The following is a 20203-nucleotide window of genomic DNA, read 5'->3' on the forward strand; positions in this document are numbered from 1 at the left end:
CCCTCACCCGATGTGCAGGGCCGCGAACTGCCACCGCGGGCCGCGGGCGGTCTGCGTGAGCTGTATCCGTCCCGCCAGCGCGTGGGTCCGCGGCCCGCGGGTGTAGACCGCCGCCACCTCGAAGGCGGTTTCCGCGGCGTCTGTTGCCTGCACCCGAACCCGGCGCAACACCGCCGCCGGGCAGCTCCGGTCGGCACCGGCCCGGCGCAGCGCCAGCACCGCATCGGCCAGCCCGCCCACCAGCAGCGGACCGAGTTGACCGGCTGGGCGCCGCTGGTCGATCACCTCCAGTACGGTGCGCAGCGCCGCGTCGGCGAATCCCGAGGCGGCCTGACGCCGCGCCGAGATGGGGGGCACCGCGTGCAGGCGGCGCGGACGCGCAGGCGCGCTGCGGCGTGTCGGCACCGGTGCGCTGCGCTCCGCGTGGGCCGGCGGCTCGTAGTCGACGACGCGGGCGACGGGTGATGTGGACATGCTCGACCTCCAACCGACGTGACACCAGGGACCTGGTCTGCTGGAGAGTGGCAGCCGCGCTGATCATGGCACAGCCGCCGGATTTGCGTGTGCACCCGTGCTGCGCGCTCACCGCAGCTCCCGCTACGGTTGTGCTGTCCATTGACGCGAGGGGGGAGCGCTGACATGGTGGCCAGGCTGTCGGCGTCGGATGCGTCGTTCTATCAGCTGGAGAACACGTCGACACCGATGTACGTCGGTACCTTGTCGATCCTGCGCAAGCCGCGTGCCGGGCTGAGCTATGAGACGCTGCTGGCCACCGTCGAGCAGCGTCTCCCGCAGATTCCGCGCTACCGACAGAAGGTCCGCGAGGTCACCTGGGGGCTGGGTCGTCCGGTGTGGATCGACGACGCCGACTTCGACATCACCTACCACGTCCGCCGTTCCGCACTGCCGTCACCGGGCAGCGACGCGCAGCTGCATGACCTGGTCGCCAGACTGGGCTCCAGGCCGCTGGACAAGTCCCGCCCGCTGTGGGAGATGTATCTGGTCGAAGGGTTGACCAAGAACCGGGTGGCCATCTACACCAGGTCGCACCAGGCGCTGGTGAACGGGATGACGGCCCTGGAGATCGGGCACGTGATCGCCGACCGCACCCAGAAACCCCCGACCTTCGGTGAGGACATCTGGATCCCGGCCCGCGAACCCGGCACGGCCAGCCTGGTTCTGGGCGCCATCGGCGACTGGGTGTCGCGGCCGCGCCAGCAGGCGCAGGCGGTGCAGTCGGTGCTGGCGGGCGTCGTGACCAACTCCGGTGAACTGGCCGAAGCCGGCCGGCGCGTGCTCGACATCGCCCGCACCGTCGCACGGGGTACCGCCCCCAGCAGTCCACTCAACACCACGGTGTCGCGCAATCGCCGCTTCACGGTGGCCAGCGGAAAGCTGGAGGACTACCGGCACCTACGGGCCCGCTACGACTGCGACGTCAACGATGTGGTGCTGGCGGTGATCGGCGGTGCTTTGCGCAACTGGCTGCTGTCGCGCGGCGAGCCCGTCAAGCCGACCTCGGTGGTGCGGGCCATGGCTCCGATGTCGGTGTACACCGACGATCTGGACCCCACCGCCGGACCGGGACAGGCGATCAGCGAGGTGGCGCCGTTCCTGGTGGACCTGCCGGTGGGTGAGGGCAATGCCGTTGTGCGGCTGTCGCAGATCGCCCATGCCACCGAATCCCATTCCACCGCAGCCAGTCTGGTGGACGCCCGCACCATCGTGACGCTCTCGGGGTTCGCCCCACCGACACTGCATGCCATGGGAATCCGGGTGGCGTCCAGCTTTTCGGCGCGGCAGTTCAACCTCTTGATCACCAACGTGCCGGGGGCGCAGGCACAGATGTATGTGGCCGGCACCAAACTGCTGGAGACCTACGCCGTTCCGCCGCTGCTGTCCAACCAGGTGTTGGCCATCGGCGTCACCTCCTACCACGGCATGCTCTACTTCGGCATCAACGCCGACCGGGAGGCGATGAGCGACGTCGACGAGTTCCCGACGCTGCTGCAGGAATCGCTGGACGAATTGCTCGACGCCGCCGGCTGAAAGCCGCTCAGGCGTTGCGCTCGGCCTCGGCCGACAACCGGTATTCCTCGGTGTCGAACACCTCGCCGCCCAGCGGATCCTCGGGTGTGGCGATGGTGACCGCCCCGGTCTCCGGGTCCACCTCGAAGGTGTCGACGTCCACGCTGCGCACCGCGACCAGCCCGGCCAGTGTGGCGGACACATCTCGGCGGCGGGAACGCGATTCCACCGCCGTGGGCTCGGGCACCCCGTCCGGAGCGGAGATGTGCATCAGCCGCGGTGTGGTGGCCACGTCGTAGCGGAAGGCACGCAACATTGCCACACACGCCAGTACCATCACGATCGAGAACGGCAGAGCTGTTGCGATGGAGGCAGTTTGCAGAGCCGTCAACGAACCGGAGCCGCCGACCACCAGAAGTACCGCGGCCGCGACGCCTTCGAGCGTCGTCCAGTAGACCCTGGTGGCCACCGGGGGGTCGAGTTCGCCGCCGGAGGACAGGATGTCGATCACCAGTGATCCCGAGTCCGACGAGGTGACGAAGAAGAACACGATGACGGCGACGGCGATAACGCTGGTGATGACACCGAGTGGCAGCGTCTCCAGCAAGCGGAACATCGAGGTGTTGGTGTCTACGGCCCCGTCGACCAGAAGGTCACCCTCGTCGCGTTGCCGCAGGATTCCCGAGTCCCCGAAGATGGTGAACCACAGCGAACCGATGATGGTGGGGACCAGCAGGACGCCGGTGACGAACTCGCGGATGGTGCGCCCCCGCGAGATGCGGGCGATGAACATGCCGACAAACGGCGCCCAACTGATCCACCAGCCCCAGTAGAAGATGGTCCAGCTACCCAGCCATTCGCCGTCGGAGAACGGGGCGGTGCGCAACATCAGTTCCGGCAATGACTGGATGTACAGACCCAGGTTCTGCACCCAGGCCTGCAGCAGGAACAGCGTGGGGCCGAGCAGCAGAACGAAGAGCGCCAGGGCGGCGGCCAGACCCATGTTGATGTTCGACAGCCACTGCAGACCCTTGTGTACGCCGCTCACCACGGAGAACGTGGCGATGACGGTGATCGCGGCGATCATGCCGACGGTCCACCAGTTGTTCATCTGGATCCAGCCCAGGTACTCCAGGCCGGCGCCGATCTGGGTGACTCCGAACCCCAGCGAGGTCGCGACGCCGAACAGGGTGCCGACCACCGCGACGGTGTCCACCGCATGGCCGATGGGACCTTCGACACGCTGGCGACCCAGCAGTGGCTCGAGCAACCACCGCACGGTCAGCGGCCGTCCCCTGCGATAGGTCATGTACGCCATGCCGAGCCCGACCACGGCATAGATGCCCCACGCGTGCAGGCCCCAGTGAAACAGGGTCAGCGCCATCGCCTGGTTCGCGGCAGGGTCGGTCAGCCCGGGAACGCCGCGCGAGGCGGGTGGTTCGGCGTAGTGGGTGAGTGGCTCAGCCACACCGTAGAACACCAGCCCGATGCCCATACCGGCGCTGAAAAGCATGGCCAGCCAAGGCCAGAACCCGAACTCAGGGCCCTCGTCGTCGCGGCCCAGCTTGATGGTGCCGATGCGCGAGAGGCCGCAGTAGGCGGCGAACACCAAGAAGATGGTGGCCGCCAGGATGTACCACCAGCCGACGCCGGCGGTGAGCGCGGTATTCAGCCGGGAAAAGACGTCCTCGGCAGTACCTGCGTACACCGCGGCGAAGACGATGAGGCCGACGATGATGATCGACGATGGCACGAAGACGCGCGGTTGGACACTGGCTATGGCTTTCTTGAAGCCGGTGGGGCCGGTCCCGGCGGGGGTATCGGGCCCTGATCGCGCCGTCACGTCGTGTTCCTCCTCGTCTCGGTGCGCTCCGCAGACGCGCGCTCCGTGTACTCCTGCGGGCCAGATGACGCCCCAGCGGCTTTCACTACCCACCACGCGGAATTTTCAATCACAGGCGGGTGCCACGCCGGCGATCGTGCCCGGCAACCCGTCGACCATAGTCCATGCCGGTACGATTTCGTGATGGGCAAGTCCAAGACAAAGCTGTCCAAGGACGTCTATGAAGCTGAATTGTTCCGGCTCCAAACGGAATTCGTGAAGCTTCAGGAGTGGACCAAGGACACGGGCGCGCGCATTGTCGTGGTGTTCGAAGGCCGTGACGCGGCGGGCAAGGGCGGCACGATCAAGCGAATCACCGAATATCTGAGCCCCCGGGTCAGCAGGATCGCTGCGCTGCCGGCGCCCACTGATCGCGAACGCGGGCAGTGGTATTACCAGCGCTACATCGCCCATCTGCCCACCGAGGGGGAGATCGTGTTGTTCGACCGGTCCTGGTACAACCGGGCCGGGGTGGAGAAGGTGATGGGTTTCTGCACGCCGCAGGAGCACACCCTGTTCCTGCGGCAGACCCCGATCTTCGAGCAGATGCTGATCGACGAGGGCATCCTGCTGCGCAAGTACTGGTTCTCGGTGTCCGACGACGAGCAGTTGCGCCGGTTCCGGTCGCGGTTGAACGACCCGGTGCGGCAGTGGAAGCTCTCGCCGATGGACCTCGAGTCGGTGTACCGCTGGGAGGACTACTCACGCGCCAAGGACGAGATGATGGTGCACACGGACACCCCGTCGAGTCCGTGGTTCGTGGTGGAGTCCGACAACAAGAAGCACGCCCGGCTCAACATGATGAATCACCTGCTGAGCAGCATCGACTACTACGACGTGCAGCGGCCCACCGTCGAGCTGCCCGAGCGGCCGGTGCTGTCCGGCAACTACCAGCGTCCGCCGCGCGAACTGTCGACCTACGTTCCCGATCACGTGGCGTCACTGCTGGGTGATCCGGAGTAGGTAGCCTCACGGCTATGCGGGTCTACATCCCGGCGACGCTGGGGATGCTCCAGCGACTGGTCGCCGACGGTTCACTGTTTCCCGTCAGCGGAACAGCGTTTGCCGTCACTCCCACCCTGCGTGAGGCCTATTCCGACGGTGACGACGACGAACTCGCCGAGGTGGCGCTGCGCGATGCGGCCCTGGGCTCTCTGCGCTTGTTGGCCGGCGAGGAGGAACCCGGCACCCTGCCGTTGCGGCGGTGCGTGCTGGTGGCCGACGTCGACGGGGCGAAGGCCCGGCCCGATCTCGACGACGCGGTGGTGCGCGTCGGTGAGGCGGTCACGATCGGGGACGTCGTCGCCGTGTACGTCGACCTGGCATCGGCCGAGGACGCGGTTCGGGCCGCGACGGCGGTGGTAGACGCGGCGGACCTCGGTGACGAAGATGCCGAGCTGGCTGTCGGCGACGCCCAGGACCACGACCTGGCCTGGTACGCCACCCAGGAGCTGCCGTTCCTGCTCGAGCTGCTCTGAGGCCTGGATACGGAACCGTAAGTTACGGTACCGTAGGTTCTGCACGCTGCGACTCGAGTGAGGTGGCCATGGCGAAGAGCAAGATCAAGACCGGCGCGAAGGTGGTCGACACCGTGCGCCCCACCGTCGCCGGTGCCGACAAGCATCCCGGCTGGCACGCACTGCGCACTCTGGCTGCTCGGATCACCACCCCGCTGCTGCCCGATGACTACCTGCACCTGGCCAACCCGCTGTGGTCGGCGCGCGAACTGCGCGGCCGCATCCTCGACGTCCGACGGGAGACCGAGGACTCCGCGACGCTGGTGATCAAGCCGGGTTGGGGTTTCTCCTTCGACTACGAACCCGGCCAGTACGTGGGAATCGGCGTGTTGATGGAGGGTCGTTGGCGGTGGCGGTCCTATTCGCTGACCTCGGCGCCGCACACCGAGTCGAAGATCATCACCATCACCGTCAAGGCGATGCCGGAGGGTTTCCTGTCCAGCCATCTGGTCGCAGGTGTGGAGCCCGGCACGATCGTGCGACTGGCCGCCCCGCAGGGCAACTTCGTCATGCCCAACCCGGCGCCGCCGTCGGTGCTGTTCCTCACAGCGGGCTCGGGCATCACGCCCATCATGTCGATGCTGCGCACCCTGGAGCGGCACGGCCAGATCACCGACATCGTGCATCTGCACTCGGCGCCCACGGCCGACGACGTGTTGTTCGGTGATGAGCTGGCCGCGCTGCACGAGGAGCATCCCGATTACCGCCTCCGGGTCCGGGCCACCCGCACCGAAGGCCGCCTGGACCTCAACCGGCTGTCCGAGTTGGTGCCGGATTGGCGCGAACGGCAGGTGTGGGCCTGCGGGCCGGAGGGAATGCTGGCCGAGGCGGAGAAAGTGTGGACCGCTGCGGGGATCGCCGAGCGGCTGCACCTGGAACGGTTCGCGGTCACCCGGGCGGCGCCGCACGGCGCGGGTGGCACCGTCACGTTCGAACGCACCGGCAAGACGCTGGCCGTCGACGGCGCGACTCCTCTGATGGACGCCGGCGAAACGGTGGGCGTGCAGATGCCGTTCGGCTGCCGGATGGGGATCTGCCAGTCCTGTGTGGTGCCACTGCTCGACGGTCACGTGCGTGACCTGCGGACGGGCGTCGAGCACGAACCGGGCACCCGCATCCAGACGTGTGTGTCCGCCGCGGCGGGCGACTGCACGCTCGACGTCTGACCCGACGAATGTGACTTTACTGACTAGTAACCTACGGAGTCGTAGGTTACGCTAGCGTAGGAACCCGGAAGGAGGGCAACCATGGCAATCACGGACGTTCCAGAATTCGCGCATCTCACCGATGCCGACATCGAGAGTTTGGGCGTTGAACTCGACGCCATCCGGCAGGACATCGAGGATTCCCGCGGGGAACGCGATGCCCGCTACATCCGGCGCACCATCGCCGCTCAGCGCGCGCTCGAACTCGCAGGCCGCCTGATGCTGGCCGGCAGCTCCAACCGCAAGGCGTGGTGGGCGGGCACCGCCACCCTCGGCGTGGCCAAGATCATCGAGAACATGGAGATCGGCCACAACGTCATGCACGGCCAGTGGGACTGGATGAACGATCCCGAGATTCACTCCTCCAGCTGGGAGTGGGACATGAGCGGGGCCTCCAAGCACTGGCGCTTCACCCACAACTTCATGCATCACAAGTACACGAACATCCTGGGCATGGACGACGACGTGGGCTACGGCCTGATCCGCGTGACCCGGGACCAGAAGTGGAGCCCGTTCAACCTGGGCAACCTCTTCTACAACACGGTGCTGTGCGCGTTCTTCGAATGGGGTGTCGGGCTGCAGCATCTGGAGCTCGGCAAGATCGCCAAAAGCCGTGACGACCGCGAGGCCACTCTGGAGCGCGTGCGTGAGTTCGGCGCCAAGGCCGGGGCACAGCTGGTCAAGGACTACGTGGCCTACCCGGCGCTGACGTCGCTGTCGCCGGGCGCGACATTCACGTCGACGGCCAAGGCGAACGCGGTGGCCAACATCATCCGCAACGTCTGGGCCAACGCCGTGATCTTCTGCGGCCACTTCCCGGACGGCGCGGAGAAGTTCACCAAGACCGACATGGTGGGCGAGTCCAAAGGCCAGTGGTACCTGCGTCAGATGCTGGGCAGCGCCAACTTCGAGAACGGCCCCGTGCTGCGCTTCATGAGTGGCAACCTGTGCCACCAGATCGAGCACCACCTGTTCCCGGATTTGCCGAGTAACCGGTACTACGAGGTGTCGCTGCGGGTCAGGGAGATCTGCGACAAGTACGACCTGCCCTACACCACAGGCTCGTTCCTGGTGCAGTACGGCAAGTCGTGGCGCACCATCGCCAAGCTGTCGTTGCCCAACAAGTACCTGCGTGACAGTGCCGACGACGCCCCCGAGACCCGCAGCGAGCGGATGTTCGCGGAGTTGGGGCCGGAATTCGGTGGCGTCGACACCACCTCGGGTCGCCGCCGCGGGCTCAAGACCGCCATCGCGACCGTGCGCAAGTGGCGCCGGTCCGGTGGCAAGCGCCAGGAGATCCACGTGCTCGAGGAGCGCAAGACCGCCTGAGCGTTCACGCCTGAACAAAGCCGCCCCGGTTCCTCGAGAACCGGGGCGGCTTTTGTCTTGCTCTGCTCGGGCTACACCGTGCGCGCCAGCCTGCCTGCCAGCAGGGCGGCAAACCTGGCCGGATCGTCGAGCGCTCCGCCCTCGGCCAGAAGCGCTGTGCCATAGAGCAACTCGGCCGTCTCGGCCAGTTCCGGTGCATCGGGCCGCTGCGCCAACGCCCGCTGCAGGCCGGTGACCAGATCGTGGTTCGGGTTCAGTTCCAGGATGCGTTTACCCACGGGGACCTCCTGGCCCGAGGCGCGGTACATTCTCGCCAGCGACGGGGTGATGCCGAAGGTGTCGGTGATCAGGCAGGCCGGGGACTCGGTGAGCCGGGTGGACAACCGAACCTCCTTCACATGCTCATCGAGGGTGTCTTTGAGCCAGGTCAACAATGGGGCGAAAGCCTCATCGCGGTCGGTATCCCGCTCCGACTCATCGGAACCGTCGAGGTCCACTTCGCCTTTGGCGACCGACTGCAGTGCCCTGCCGTCGAACTCGGGTACCGATTCCACCCACACTTCGTCTACCGGGTCGGTGAGCAGCAGCACCTCAAAGCCCTTGGCTTTGAACGCTTCGAGATGCGGCGAGCGCTCCAGCTGCTGCCGTGACTCGCCGGTGGCATAAAAGATCTGCTGCTGGCCGTCCTTCATGCGCTCGACGTACTCGGCCAGCGTGGTGGGGTGCTCGTCGCTGTGGGTGGATGCGAAGGACGAGACCCCCAGAATGGTGTCGCGGTTGTCGGGATCGGACAGCAACCCCTCCTTGAGAACACGGCCGAACTGGGCCCAGAAGGTCTGGTAATCCTCGGGTCGCTTGGTCTGCAGATCCTTGACCGCGGAGAGAACTTTTTTGGTCAGGCTGCGTCGGATCACGGTGATCTGTCGGTCGCGTTGCAAGATCTCGCGCGAGACGTTCAACGACATGTCCGCTGCGTCCACAACACCTTTGACGAAGCGGAGGTACTCCGGCATCAGCTCATCGCAGTCGGCCATGATGAACACCCGTTTGACGTAGAGCTGCACGCCGGTGCGGGCGTCGCGATTGAAGAGGTCGAACGGGGCATGAGAGGGGATGAACAACAGCGCCTGGTACTCGAAGGTGCCTTCCGCTTTCATCGCGATGACGTCCAGCGGTGTGTCCCACGCGTGCGCGATGTGCTTGTAGAACTGCGCGTACTCCTCGTCGGAGACTTCGCTCTTGGGTTTCGCCCAGAGCGCCGTCATGGAATTGAGCGTCGCGGTCTCGACGGTGGTGGTCGGCTCATCGCCGTCGACGGAGGTTTTTTCCACCTCCATGCGAATGGGCCAGGCGATGAAGTCCGAGTACCTGGTGACCAGCTCGCGGATCTTCGACTCCGCGGTGTAGTCGTGCAGCGCATCCTCGGCATCCGCGGGCTTCAGCTGCAGGGTCACCGACGTGCCCTGCGGTGCCTGCTCGACGGATTCGATGGTGTAGGTGCCGTCTCCACTGGACTGCCACCGGGTGGCCGCGGTCTCACCCGCCTTGCGGGTCAACAGGTCGACGGTGTCGGCCACCATGAAGGTCGAGTAGAAGCCCACGCCGAACTGCCCGATGAGGTCATCGGTGTCGCCCTGCTGCTTGGCGTCGCGCAGCTTCTGGCGCAGTTCGGCGGTGCCCGACTTGGCGAGCGTGCCGATCAGGTTGACCACCTCGTCGCGGGACATCCCGATGCCGTTGTCCCGCACGGTGAGAGTGCGTGCGGCCTTGTTGATCTCGATGTCGATGTGCAGGTCCGAGGTGTCGACGTCGAGGTCCTTGTCCTGGAACGCCGCGAGCCGCAGCTTGTCGAGGGCATCGGAGGCGTTCGAGATCAATTCCCGCAGGAAGGCATCTTTGTTCGAGTAGATGGAGTGGACCATCAACTGCAGCAGCTGACGGGCCTCTGCTTGGAACTCTCGCTGCTCGACATGTGCATCCATGCGCGCAGATATTACTCAACCCGACAGCACGGCCAGGAGCCGTCGTGCCGCAGCCACCCGCGCCGCGGCAGCTCCGGTCAAGGCGTCCAGAGCGCACTCGGGATCGGCAGGCGGGCCCATGTGCCCGCAGCCACGGGGGCAGTCCTCGATGGCGCCGGCCAGGTCGGAGAACGCCAGCATCACGTCGTCGGGCTGGATGTGGGCCAGCCCGAACGACCTGATGCCCGGGGTGTCGACAACCCAGCCGCCGGCCTTCAGCGGCAGCGCCACCGACTGTGTCGAGGTGTGTTTGCCCTTGCCCACGCCCGAGACATCGCCGGTCGCGCGGAACGCCTCGGGCACAAGTCGATTCACCAATGTGGACTTGCCCACCCCGGAATGTCCCAGCAGCACCGTCACCAGGTCGGTGAGCAGGGGCTGGACCTGCTCCAGCGGGTCGTCACGGCCGGCGGTGATGACGGTGAGGTCCAGATCGGCGAACTGCGCGGCAAACGGCTCGGCGGGGGCCAGATCACTCTTGGTCAGGCACAGGATCGGTTGCAGCCCGCCGGCATACGCCGCGATGAGAGCCCGCTCGACGAATCCGGTGCGCGGCGGCGGATCCGCCAGCGCCACCACGATCATCAGCTGGTCGGCGTTGGCCACCACCACACGTTCGGTGGGGTCGGTGTCATCAGCGGTGCGCCGCAACACCGTTCGTCGCTCGCCGCGTCGCACGATGCGGGCCAGGGTGTCGGTGCGGCCCGAGAGGTCGCCCACCACGTCCACGTCGTCGCCCACCACGATGGGGGTCCGGCCCAGTTCCCGGGCGCGCATGGCGGTGACCGGCCGCCCCGGGTCGCCGCCGAGCACGCAGCCCCACCGGCCGCGGTCCACGGTGACCACCATGGCGCTGCGCGCATCGGCGTGATCCGGGCGGTTCTTGGTGCGCGGACGCGAGCCTTTGCCCGGGCGCACCCGGACATCGGTTTCGTCGTACTCGCGACCGCTCACCGCGCGCCCACGGGTCAGAAGTCCTGGCCGGCCAGCATGCCGGACCACATCTGGGGGAAGTCCGGCAGCGTCTTGGAGGTGGTCTCGATGTCGTCGACCTCCACCCCGGACACCCGCAGGCCGATCAGGGCGCCCGCGGTCGCCATCCGGTGATCGGCGTAGGAGTGCCAGGTGCCGCCGTGCATCACGGTGGCGGTGATCTCGAGGCCGTCCTCGGTCTCCCGGCAGTCGCCGCCGAGCCCGTTGAGCTCGGCGGTCAATGCGGCCAGGCGATCGGTCTCGTGGCCGCGCAGATGAGCCACGCCCCGCAGCCGGGACACCGAACCCGGGGTGGCGAGAGCGGCCAGCACGGCCACCGTGGGGGTCAGCTCACCGACGTCGCGCAGGTCGACATCGAACCCGCCGTACTCGGCGGACCCGGAGATCTCCAGATGGTTGTCGGCGTGTGTGGTGGTGGAGTTCAGCATCCCGAGCAGGCGCGTGATGGTGTCGGCGGGCTGCAGGCTGGGGGTGGGCCAGCCGGTGATGCGCACGCTGCCGCCGGACACCACCGCCGCCGCCAGGAACGGAACAGCGTTGGACAAGTCGGGTTCGACATCCCAGCTTCGAGCGGCCACCGGCCCCGGGGCGACGTGCCATCGGTGAGGGGTCGAGTCGTCGACCCGGACCCCGGCCTGCCGCAACATGGCCGTCGTCATGGCGATATGTGGCATCGACGGCAGCGACTCACCCGTGTGCACCACGGTCACGCCCTCCTCGAAGGCCGCGCCGCAGAGCAGCAGGCCGGAGACGAACTGCGAGGACGCCGAGGCGTCGATCTCGACGGTGCCGCCCTTGACGGCGCCACCGCCGGCGACCCGGAAGGGCATGGCGTCGGCGTCGATGTCCACGCCGAGGGACCGCAGCGCACCCAGCAGCGGTGCGATGGGGCGTTTGCGGGCGTACTCGTCACCGTCGAACACCACCGACGCGGTGCTCAGGGCGGCCAGCGGCGGGACGAACCGCAGCACCGTGCCCGCCAGCCCGCAGTCGATGGTGGCGCCGTCGGCGGGGGACAGCCCGCCGCTGACGGTCAGCTCGGACAGATGGCCCTCGACGGTCAACCCCAGCGTCTGCAGCGCGCCGATCATCAGGTCGGTGTCGCGGCTGCGCAGCGCGCCGCTGATGGTGGAGGTGCCCTGGCCCTGTGCGGCGGCCAGCGCGGCCAGGATCAGGGTCCGGTTGGTCAGCGATTTCGAGCCCGGGATCGCGACGGTGGCGTGCACGGGCGTCGGGGTGCAGGGGGCGGGCCATGTCGTCACCGTTCCCATCCTGCCTTGTCGGCCCTTTCTGGAACCATGGTGTTCATGTGTGGACGATTTGCAGTCACCACCGACCCGGCTCTGCTGGCCGAGAAGATCAAGGCGCTCGACGAAGCGACCCAGACGTCGACAGGGGCGAAGTCCGGCCCCAACTTCAATGTGGCGCCCACCCAGACCATCACCACCGTGGTCAAACGCCATTCCGAGCCTGACGACCAGTCGACCCGCCGCGTGCGGTCCATGCGCTGGGGCCTGATCCCGCCGTGGGCGAAAACCGCCGAGGACGGCAGCCCGGACAACAAGGGCCCGCTGCTGATCAACGCCCGCGCGGAGAAGGTCACCGACTCACCGGCGTTCCGCAACTCGGCCAAGAGCAAGCGCTGCCTGGTCCCGATGGACGGCTGGTACGAATGGCGACCCAACGGCGAGCCGGGCAAGAAGACCCCGAAGACGCCGTTCTACATGTACGGCGACGACGGCGAGTTGCTCTTCATGGCGGGTCTGTGGTCGACGTGGCGGCCCAAGGGTGCGCCGAAGGACAGCCCGCCGCTGGTCAGCTGCACCATCATCACCACCGACGCGGCCGGCCCGCTGGCCGAGATCCACGACCGCATGCCGCTGACCATCAGCGCGCCCGACTGGGACCGCTGGCTCGACCCCGACGCCCCCGTCGACGAGGGTCTGTTGCGCGGGCACGGCGACCTGGACCGCATCGCCATCCGCGAGGTGTCGACCCTGGTGAACAACATCCGCAACAACGGACCCGAGCTCATCGAGCCGGCCGAGCCGCAGCCCGAGCAGGGTGTCCTGCTCTAGGCTCCACGCCGCCGGACGTCCGGCGCCCTGGGTTCATCAGCCCCTCGCCCGGGGACTCCACGGCTTCAAGATGTCGGTAGCCCTGGCCGTCAAGGCGGTCTGCAGGAACGGGCCGAAGCTGATGCGCGCCACGCCCAGTGCCGCCAGCGCGGTCACATCGGCCTCGTCCGGTCGCACCACGGCGTTCACCGGCAACGGCAACTCCGTAGCCAGCCGACGGTGAGTGTCGTTGTCGTGCAACCCGATCGGGTAGAGGCAATCAGCGCCCGCCGCGGCGGCCTCCCGCAACCGGGCGATTGCCCGGTCCACCCGGTCGGACTCCTCGCCGAGCTGGTGCAGGATCACGTCGGTTCTGGCGTTGATCACGACGTGGACTCCACAGCTGTCGGCCGCGGTGCGCAAGGCTGCCACCAGGTCGGCCAGTTCGGCAGACGACCGGAGTCGGCCGCCGTCGCTGTGCACCGTGTCCTCGATGTTCACGCCGACCGCCCCGGCCTCGAGCAGGCCGGAGATCATCTCCCCGGGGCCGAGTCCGTACCCGGATTCGGCGTCGACCGACACCGGGAGTTGCACTGCCGCAACGATCGCCGCAACCCGATCGAGGACGTCGGTGAACCGCATCCCTTCGTGGTCGGTCTTGCCCAGGGAATGTGCCAGCGGCTTGCTGCCCACGGTGAGGGCGGGGAAGCCGGCGTCGGCGGCCACCTCGGCCGACCACACGTCCCAGACGGTCGGCAGCACCACGGGATCACCGGGGACGTGCAGGCCCAGGAGCGTTTCGGCGAGGTCCGCAGGACGTGACTGACTCAACTCTTTCTCATTTCGTTGATGGTGTGGCCGCGGCTCCGCCGTCGACATCCAAGATGATGCCGTTGACGGCGCCGGCGCGCCACGATGCGAGAAAGACGATGGGGTGCGCGATCTCGAGGGGCGAGGCGCCACGTCCGAGCGGACATGCGGCCGCGGTGTGCGGCAACGCCGCGGCAACGGTGTTGACCCGGACTGCGGCGGCGGCGAATTCGACGGCCCACGTGCGGGTCAAGGCGGCCACCATCGCCGCGGCCGCGGAATTGCCGGTCGTCAGGTTCACGATCGCACCGCCGCCGAGGCGTTGCATGCCGGGAGCCACGGCCGCCACCAGAAAATAGAGACCGCGCACGGTGGGAAAGTCGTGCACCATCGCGGTGTTCACCAGGACGTCGACGGGCATCTGACGAGCCAGGTGATCAACCGAGCCGAGGTCGGCGAGGTCTGCGGTGACGAACTGGGTGCCCGCTCCGATGGCCGCGGCGGCGCGCTTGCCGAGGCGGGAATCGCTGCCGCTGACGACGATGTGGGCGCCGGCACGGCTGAGCAGCCGCGCGCTGGCGAACCCGATTTCGGAACACCCATCGGTCACCATTGCGGTCTTCCCGGCGAAGTCCATCGCGGCCATGGTCTCGTCCCTCTGTGCGGCGGCCCCGCGGTCGAGAGCCAGGATCGACTCTGGCACCGCCGCGCGCCACGGGGACCACGGGAAACGCGTAGTCCGGGTGCCGCTGCACGTGGAGGGCCGGCGTGCGAGGATTTGCTGGTACCGCGGCCGGCGGCGCCGGTCGCATCCAGAGCCCGGCGCACGTACGCACGCCGGCGAGCGGTGAGGTGAGACGGCGCGACCGTGACGATGATCTCCGACCAGCGGGGCAGCGCTCTGCCGGGCCGCGCGGCGGAATGTCGCGCGTTGGAGCATCTGGTCGACACGGTCCGGTCGGGCGCCAGCGAAGTCGTGGTGCTGCTCGGTGAGGCGGGAATCGGCAAGACGGCCTTGCTGGACCATCTGCGCGACTGCGCGGCGGGCTTCACCGTCCTGACCGCTGCTGGCGTGGAATCCGACATGGAGTTGGCATTCGCGGGGCTGCAGCAGCTGTGCGCCCCGGTGCTGCATCACCGGTTCGGCCTCCCGTCGCCCCAGCGCCAGGCACTGGAGCAGGCGTTTGGTCTCGGTGACGGCAACGCGCCGCCCAACCGGTTCCTGGTGGGGCTGGCGGTGGTGGGGTTGTTGGCGGCCGCGGCATCCGAGCAGCCGGTGTTGTGTGTCATCGACGACGTGCACTGGCTTGATCACGTGTCGGCTCAGACCCTGTTCTTCGTCGCGCGCCGGCTGCAGGCCGAATCCGTCGGGGTGGCGTTCGCCTCGCGCACCCCGATCGAGGGCACCGCGGGGCTGCCGACACTGACCGTCACGGGCCTGTCCGACACCGACGCACGCGCTCTGCTGGAGTCCGTTCTGCCCGGGCGGGTGGATCCGGCCGTCCTGGATCGGATTGTGGCGGAGTCGAGAGGAAATCCGCTGGCGCTGTCTCAGACTCCGGTGTTCGCCGAGACCTATCCGGTCACGCACCACGCGCCGGCGCAGCCGGTCAGCGCGGGCATCGAGGCGCATTACCAGCGTGTGCTCGAGGCGCTGCCCGACCAGACCCGGACGGCCCTGCTGGTCGCCGCGGCGGACGTGGTGGGTGATCCCGCCCTGCTACGACGCGCGCTGGCGCAACTGAAGATCGGCCCGGCCGCACTGACGCCTGCCCTGGACGCCGGACTGATCCACCTGGACACCCGGGCACAGTTCCACCATCCGCTGGCACGTTCGGTGGCCTACCGGATCGCCGCTGGCGAGCAGCGGCGCCGGGCCCATGGCGCATTGGCTGCCGCCACCGACCCCGATGTCGATCCCGACCGCCGCGCCTGGCATCGCGCGCTGGCCGCCGAGCAGGCGGATGAGCAGGTGGCCGGCGATCTCGAACGATCCGCCGGTCGTGCACGGCAACGCGGCGGAACGGCCGCCGTCGCCGCCTTTCTCGGCCGCGCAGTGGAACTCACCCCGGATCCGGCGCTACGCAGCAGTCGAGCGCTGGTGGCCGCGGAGGCACACCGGGAGATCGCGTCTTTCGACCTGGCGCGCCGACTGCTGGCCACCGCCGAACTCGGGCCGGTGACGGCGCTGCAGCGAGCTCGGCTGGCGCAGTTGCGGACCCGGGTGGACTTCGCGGATGCGCGGTCCTCCGGGGATGCCACCGCCCTGCGCGAGGCGGTCACGCGCTTCACCTCGGTGGCCCGTGAACTCGAACCACTCGACGCGGCGCTGGCCACCGAGACCTATCTGGAAGCCCTCACCGCCGCCATGTACGTCGGCCGTGGAGGCGGCACGCTGAGCACCGAGATGGCAATCCAGGCCCGGACAGCCCTGGCGCACCTGCCGCCGCGCACTCCGCTGGACCTGGTGACGCACGCGTTCGCCGACCGCCTGGCGTTGGGTCCGGTGGCGGCCATGCCGGCAATGCGCCGCGCTCTGGAGGCCGTCATCGAATCCACGCGCACCGGGCGGGGCTGGTTCTGGCAGGCGTTTCCGCTGGCCCACGATTGCCTGGTCCACGAGACCTTCGACGACCGCTGGCCGGTGATCGCCGACCATGCGGTGGCGGCAGCGACCGAGAGCGGGACGCTGGCGCCGCTGCCCGCAGCGCTGCTGTCGCGCGCGGGCGCACTCTCGGAGAACGGTGAATTGACCACGGCCACCGCAGTTGTGGCCGAGGCCAACGATCTGTCGATGGCGATCAGTTACGTGCCGCTGAAGTATCACGGCCTTCTGGTAGCGGCGTGGAAGGGCGATCAAGCGGAGGTCACCCGACTGGCCGCCGCGGCCACCGAGACGGGCGAAGCCCGCGGTGAGAGCCGGGTGGTCGGACTGGCCCACTACGCGATCGCGGTGGTGAACAACGCAACGGGTCGCTACCACGACGCGCTGGCCGCGACCCGCAGCGGCCTGGAGTACGACGATCTGGGCTTTTACAACGAGCTGTTGGTCGAGTCGGTGGAGGCCGCCGTCCGGTGCGACAACAGGCAGTACGCCGAGACGTGCCTGGCGCAGCTGCGAGAACGCGCCGAAGCCGCCGGGACGCCCCGGGCGCTGGGCGCTCTGAAACGTTCGCAGGCGTTGCTGAGCGCCGGCCCGCGCGCCGAGGAGCTGTATCGGGAGTCGTTGGCGCACTTCGGGTCCACCGCACAACGGATGAACCTGGCGCGGGTTTGGCTCCTGTACGGGGAGTGGTTACGGCGCAACGGCCCCGTGACCGTGGCCAGGGAACCACTGCGCACCGCCCATCGGGAATTCCTGGCGATGGGATCGGCCGCGTTTGCCGAGCGGGCGCGCCGGGAGCTGCAGGCAAGCGGACAGAAAACGCGCAAGCAACCCACCGCCGCGGGGGAGGAACTGAGCCCGCAGGAGCAGCAGATCGCCGAGCTGGCCGGCCAGGGCCTGACCAACCAGGAGATCGCGGGGCAACTGTTCATCAGCGCGCACACGGTGGAATGGCATCTGCGTAAGGTGTTCACCAAGTTGGGTATTCGGTCACGTCGCGATCTGCGGACAAAGCTGAACTCCGGTCGCGCGAAGTAGCTGCGCCGTTAGTCCTGCCGGTCAGCGCCGCGTCGCCGTGATCACCACGTAGGACGCATCGAAAGCGACCGTGCCGTCGTCGCCGGTGTGCGCGGCCAGCGCGTCACTGAAGGCCTTTGTCAGCGCGGTGGCCTGCTCGTCACCGAGGCGGCTGAAGATGTCGACGTGCATGGGTGACTCGGCGGTGACGAATCGTAGTGCTGCGGAATGGGATTCAAAAAGCCAGCGGATCTTGCCGGCATCGAACTGCACGTTGTCGAAGTATTCGGACAAACGCTGTGCGGCGGTGTCCTGATCGCCCCACTGGTCCGGGGTGTGCCCGCGGCTCGGTGGGGTCCCCAGGGTAGCGATGACGGGGTCGAAAAACGGGTTCACCGTGTCGCGGACCCAGGAGGAGAAGGCGAGGGTACCGCCGGGGCGCAGGAGGCGGGCCAGCTCGGGCACCTGAGCGTCCGGCGCGACGAAGATGATGCCCATGTTGGACACCGCCGCGTCGAAGGAGGACTCGGGCAACCCGGTGGCGGCGGCGTCGCCGACGCGCCAGTTGATCGTCAACCCGGCTGCCGCGGCCTTGTGTTCGCCGAGAGCCACCAGTTCCGGGGTGATGTCCAGCGCGGTGACCTGCGCCCCGGTCCGGGCCGCGGCGATGGCGGCGCTTCCGGTTCCGCAGGCCAGATCCACCAGCGCGCAACCGGCCACGGGTGTGCGTGCGTCGACGGCGGCGACCACCTGGTCGGCGATCGGGGCAATGTGCTGGGCGACCGCCTCATAGCGACCGGCGGACCAGAGCGTTGATGACATGGCGTCAACGCTACAAGCCGGGGCTGGGCGGTGGGGGCCCAGAACTAGTTCGGCCCCCGCCGGCGACTCTTGGTCAACGCCACGGGGTCGAGGTCGGTACGCGACCACTCTGCGGCCATCGCCAAGCTGGCTTCGCGCCCCGAATGCACATGGTGAAACGCGGATTCGGCGGCCCGGTCGGGATCGTGGTCGGCGATGGCAGCCAGCAGTTCCTCGTGCTCGAGGCATTGCACGCCGGGATCGCGGTCGCCGGTCAGGTGGAACAGCCATTGGGTGCGCGCGCCCAGCGGCCGCAGCATCGATTCCAGCAGAGGATTGGCGGCCAGGTCGACGATGAGGGTGTGGAAACCGGCGTTGGCAGCGGCGATGGCGGGGCGGTCCTGGTTCCTGGTGGCCTCGCGGGCAGTGTCCAGCTGTGCCTCCAGGGCGTCGAGGCCGGCCTGATCCGCGCGCTCGGCCGCCAAGCGGGCCGCGAGCACCTCGAGGCTCTCCCGGACGTCGAAGAGATCGCGCACGTCGTCGACGGTGAAGGGCGAGACGATGGCGCCCTGACGCGGCACGACCACCACCAGACCGTCCTGTTGCAGGCGTTGCATGGCCTCGCGCAACGGGATTCGAGACACTGCGAGTTCTTCGGCGAGGTCGCGTTCGATCAGCCGGGTTCCCGGCGCGAGTTCCAACCCCACGATCCGTGCGCGCAGTTCGTCGTACGCGTGCTCACGTAGGGGTCTACGGGCGTGGTCGCTGACCGCGGTCACGTCCCCTCCTTCCTGCTCCGGCTCACGAGCATAACCGGGTGAGTCATAAGGGTATACCAGTAACTCGATCATTACGACGGATTAACCGGCAGGAAATAGTCCGGGCCGAAGCTTTTCTTAACGGTATACCGCTAAGGGAATGCCAACGACGCCAGGAGAACTGCTATGGGAAGTATCGGTTTACGCACCACATCGGCGCTGCTCGCCGCCGCGATCTCGGCCGCCGGCCTGTCTGCCTGTAGTTCGGCGGACACCGCAGGCGACGACGACGCGTTGTCGGTCGGTGTGTTCCTGCCGGGGTCCATCAACGACACCGGCTTCATGCAATCCGGATTCCTGGGCTACCAACGGATCGTCGAGAAGTACGGCGACCAGGTCGACGTCAGTTACGTCGAGCAGGTGGCCGCCGCCGACTATCAGCAGGCGCTGCAGCGCTTCGCCTCGCAGAACGACCTGGTGATCTCGGTCGGCGGCCAGACAGACGCCGATGTCCGCAAGATCGCTCCGCAGTTCCCCGAGGTGAAGTTCGTCGAGATCGGCGGACCCTCGGATGCCGAACCGATGTCGAATCTGGCCTACTACGATCCCCAACAGGCCGAGGCCGAGTTCCTGTCCGGGGCCGCCGCAGCCGCGCTCTCGCAGACAGGTACTGTCGGGTTCATCGGCGGCGTCGAACTGCCCGCAATCGTCAATGCAGCCAAGGCATTCGGCAACGGTGCTCGGTTCACCAGAGAAGATGTCACGGTCCTGGCGCCCCAGTACGTCGGCGACTTCAACGATCCCGCCAAGGCCAAGCAGGCCGCGGGCACCGCCTACGCCGGTGGCGCCGATGTACTGGGTCAGATCGTCAACCTCGGCAAGCAGGGCATGGAGCAGGCTGCCGCCGAATCCGGCAACCGGATGATCGGAGGACCGATTCCCGGCGAGTGCGCCGGAGTCTACGGCGGCTTCGTGCGCACCGACATCGGCACCGAGATCGAGTACGCGGTGTCGTCGACGCTCGAGGGCAGCTGGGCTGCCGAGCAGGTGCCGTTCGGCGTCACCACCGACAAGGGCGGCAGCGATTTTGTGGTTTGTTCGGACAACCCAGCCGTGGCTGCCGCGGTGGAGAAGGCCGAAGCCGCGATCATCGCCGGTTCCATCACCCCCTACTGACGGA

Annotated in this window: 17 protein-coding genes; 8 read left to right on the top strand and 9 right to left on the bottom strand. The window is 67.9% G+C overall.

Annotated features, from left to right (window positions below; genetic code table 11):
* Window positions 1-3: 3 nt before the first annotated feature.
* The gene (locus tag G6N58_RS17690) at window positions 4-474 is read right to left on the bottom strand and encodes an Rv3235 family protein (RefSeq protein ID WP_115277848.1); all 471 of its coding nucleotides are present in this window, start codon (window positions 472-474) and stop codon (window positions 4-6) included.
* Between the two features lie 165 nt (window positions 475-639).
* Between G6N58_RS17690 and G6N58_RS17695 the strand changes: the two genes are divergently transcribed.
* The gene (locus G6N58_RS17695; RefSeq protein WP_115277847.1) at window positions 640-2049 is read left to right on the top strand and encodes a WS/DGAT/MGAT family O-acyltransferase; all 1410 of its coding nucleotides are present in this window, start codon (window positions 640-642) and stop codon (window positions 2047-2049) included.
* Window positions 2050-2056: 7 nt separating this feature from the next.
* Here G6N58_RS17695 and G6N58_RS17700 read toward each other — a convergent pair whose 3' ends face one another.
* Complete coding sequence (locus tag G6N58_RS17700; protein ID WP_115277846.1) at window positions 2057-3871, bottom strand: BCCT family transporter; 1815 nt, start codon at window positions 3869-3871, stop codon at window positions 2057-2059.
* Between the two features lie 183 nt (window positions 3872-4054).
* Here G6N58_RS17700 and ppk2 point away from each other — a divergent pair, with 183 nt between their 5' ends.
* From ppk2 to G6N58_RS17720, 4 genes are all read left to right on the top strand, one after another.
* Entirely contained in the window at window positions 4055-4873 is an 819-nt protein-coding gene (gene ppk2 / locus G6N58_RS17705) for a polyphosphate kinase 2 (protein WP_115277845.1), read from the top strand.
* A gap of 14 nt (window positions 4874-4887) precedes the next feature.
* On the top strand, window positions 4888-5388 hold the full coding sequence (locus G6N58_RS17710; RefSeq protein WP_115277844.1) for a DUF6912 family protein: 501 nt from the start codon (window positions 4888-4890) through the stop codon (window positions 5386-5388).
* A gap of 68 nt (window positions 5389-5456) precedes the next feature.
* Entirely contained in the window at window positions 5457-6593 is a 1137-nt protein-coding gene (locus tag G6N58_RS17715) for a ferredoxin reductase (protein WP_115281439.1), read from the top strand.
* Window positions 6594-6674: 81 nt separating this feature from the next.
* Window positions 6675-7961, top strand: coding sequence for a fatty acid desaturase family protein (locus G6N58_RS17720; RefSeq protein ID WP_068915910.1), 1287 nt, complete (start codon window positions 6675-6677; stop codon window positions 7959-7961).
* 71 nt (window positions 7962-8032) lie between these two features.
* Here the strand turns inward: G6N58_RS17720 and htpG are convergent, their stop codons facing one another.
* From htpG to aroA, 3 genes are read right to left on the bottom strand one after another with little or no spacing between them, the layout of a single operon-like run.
* On the bottom strand, window positions 8033-9943 hold the full coding sequence (gene htpG, locus G6N58_RS17725) for a molecular chaperone HtpG (protein WP_115277843.1): 1911 nt from the start codon (window positions 9941-9943) through the stop codon (window positions 8033-8035).
* A gap of 15 nt (window positions 9944-9958) precedes the next feature.
* On the bottom strand, window positions 9959-10936 hold the full coding sequence (gene rsgA, locus G6N58_RS17730; RefSeq protein WP_115277842.1) for a ribosome small subunit-dependent GTPase A: 978 nt from the start codon (window positions 10934-10936) through the stop codon (window positions 9959-9961).
* A 14-nt stretch (window positions 10937-10950) separates the two neighbouring features.
* The gene (gene aroA / locus G6N58_RS17735; protein WP_115277841.1) at window positions 10951-12246 is read right to left on the bottom strand and encodes a 3-phosphoshikimate 1-carboxyvinyltransferase; all 1296 of its coding nucleotides are present in this window, start codon (window positions 12244-12246) and stop codon (window positions 10951-10953) included.
* Between the two features lie 36 nt (window positions 12247-12282).
* Between aroA and G6N58_RS17740 the strand changes: the two genes are divergently transcribed.
* Window positions 12283-13053, top strand: coding sequence for an SOS response-associated peptidase (locus G6N58_RS17740; RefSeq protein WP_197746431.1), 771 nt, complete (start codon window positions 12283-12285; stop codon window positions 13051-13053).
* A 36-nt stretch (window positions 13054-13089) separates the two neighbouring features.
* Here G6N58_RS17740 and G6N58_RS17745 read toward each other — a convergent pair whose 3' ends face one another.
* Together G6N58_RS17745 and G6N58_RS17750 are read right to left on the bottom strand one after the other, a co-directional pair.
* Window positions 13090-13863 (bottom strand): isocitrate lyase/PEP mutase family protein, encoded by a 774-nt coding sequence (locus G6N58_RS17745; protein WP_232067910.1) that lies wholly within the window; start codon window positions 13861-13863, stop codon window positions 13090-13092.
* A gap of 7 nt (window positions 13864-13870) precedes the next feature.
* Entirely contained in the window at window positions 13871-14488 is a 618-nt protein-coding gene (locus G6N58_RS17750; protein ID WP_435406371.1) for an SDR family NAD(P)-dependent oxidoreductase, read from the bottom strand.
* Window positions 14489-14716: 228 nt separating this feature from the next.
* Between G6N58_RS17750 and G6N58_RS17755 the strand changes: the two genes are divergently transcribed.
* Window positions 14717-17485, top strand: coding sequence for an AAA family ATPase (locus G6N58_RS17755; protein ID WP_115277838.1), 2769 nt, complete (start codon window positions 14717-14719; stop codon window positions 17483-17485).
* A 21-nt stretch (window positions 17486-17506) separates the two neighbouring features.
* On the opposite strand, the gene G6N58_RS17760 is transcribed toward G6N58_RS17755, so the two are convergent.
* Both G6N58_RS17760 and G6N58_RS17765 read right to left on the bottom strand, forming a co-directional pair.
* Window positions 17507-18286: a class I SAM-dependent methyltransferase gene (locus G6N58_RS17760; protein ID WP_115277837.1), complete on the bottom strand. Its 780-nt coding sequence runs from the start codon at window positions 18284-18286 to the stop codon at window positions 17507-17509.
* A gap of 44 nt (window positions 18287-18330) precedes the next feature.
* Window positions 18331-19044 (bottom strand): GntR family transcriptional regulator, encoded by a 714-nt coding sequence (locus tag G6N58_RS17765; RefSeq protein ID WP_068915918.1) that lies wholly within the window; start codon window positions 19042-19044, stop codon window positions 18331-18333.
* Window positions 19045-19209: 165 nt separating this feature from the next.
* On the opposite strand from G6N58_RS17765, the gene G6N58_RS17770 reads away from it, so the two are divergent.
* Window positions 19210-20199: a BMP family protein gene (locus G6N58_RS17770; RefSeq protein WP_115277836.1), complete on the top strand. Its 990-nt coding sequence runs from the start codon at window positions 19210-19212 to the stop codon at window positions 20197-20199.
* Window positions 20200-20203 lie beyond the last annotated feature (4 nt).

The sequence above is a fragment of the Mycolicibacterium tokaiense genome, assembly GCF_010725885.1.
GTDB lineage: Bacteria > Actinomycetota > Actinomycetes > Mycobacteriales > Mycobacteriaceae > Mycobacterium > Mycobacterium tokaiense.

Bases quoted from the DNA above. Each gene is read 5' to 3' on its own strand.
- G6N58_RS17720 (WP_068915910.1), top strand. From the start codon at position 6,675: ATGGCAATCACGGACGTTCCAGAATTCGCGCATCTCACCGATGCCGAC.
- aroA (WP_115277841.1), bottom strand. From the start codon at position 12,246: ATGGGAACGGTGACGACATGGCCCGCCCCCTGCACCCCGACGCCCGTG.
- G6N58_RS17740 (WP_197746431.1), top strand. From the start codon at position 12,283: ATGTGTGGACGATTTGCAGTCACCACCGACCCGGCTCTGCTGGCCGAG.
- G6N58_RS17760 (WP_115277837.1), bottom strand. From the start codon at position 18,286: ATGTCATCAACGCTCTGGTCCGCCGGTCGCTATGAGGCGGTCGCCCAG.
- G6N58_RS17715 (WP_115281439.1), top strand. From the start codon at position 5,457: ATGGCGAAGAGCAAGATCAAGACCGGCGCGAAGGTGGTCGACACCGTG.
- G6N58_RS17755 (WP_115277838.1), top strand. From the start codon at position 14,717: ATGATCTCCGACCAGCGGGGCAGCGCTCTGCCGGGCCGCGCGGCGGAA.
- G6N58_RS17690 (WP_115277848.1), bottom strand. From the start codon at position 474: ATGTCCACATCACCCGTCGCCCGCGTCGTCGACTACGAGCCGCCGGCC.
- G6N58_RS17710 (WP_115277844.1), top strand. From the start codon at position 4,888: ATGCGGGTCTACATCCCGGCGACGCTGGGGATGCTCCAGCGACTGGTC.
- htpG (WP_115277843.1), bottom strand. From the start codon at position 9,943: ATGGATGCACATGTCGAGCAGCGAGAGTTCCAAGCAGAGGCCCGTCAG.
- ppk2 (WP_115277845.1), top strand. From the start codon at position 4,055: ATGGGCAAGTCCAAGACAAAGCTGTCCAAGGACGTCTATGAAGCTGAA.
- G6N58_RS17695 (WP_115277847.1), top strand. From the start codon at position 640: ATGGTGGCCAGGCTGTCGGCGTCGGATGCGTCGTTCTATCAGCTGGAG.
- G6N58_RS17750 (WP_435406371.1), bottom strand. From the start codon at position 14,488: ATGGCCGCGATGGACTTCGCCGGGAAGACCGCAATGGTGACCGATGGG.
- G6N58_RS17770 (WP_115277836.1), top strand. From the start codon at position 19,210: ATGGGAAGTATCGGTTTACGCACCACATCGGCGCTGCTCGCCGCCGCG.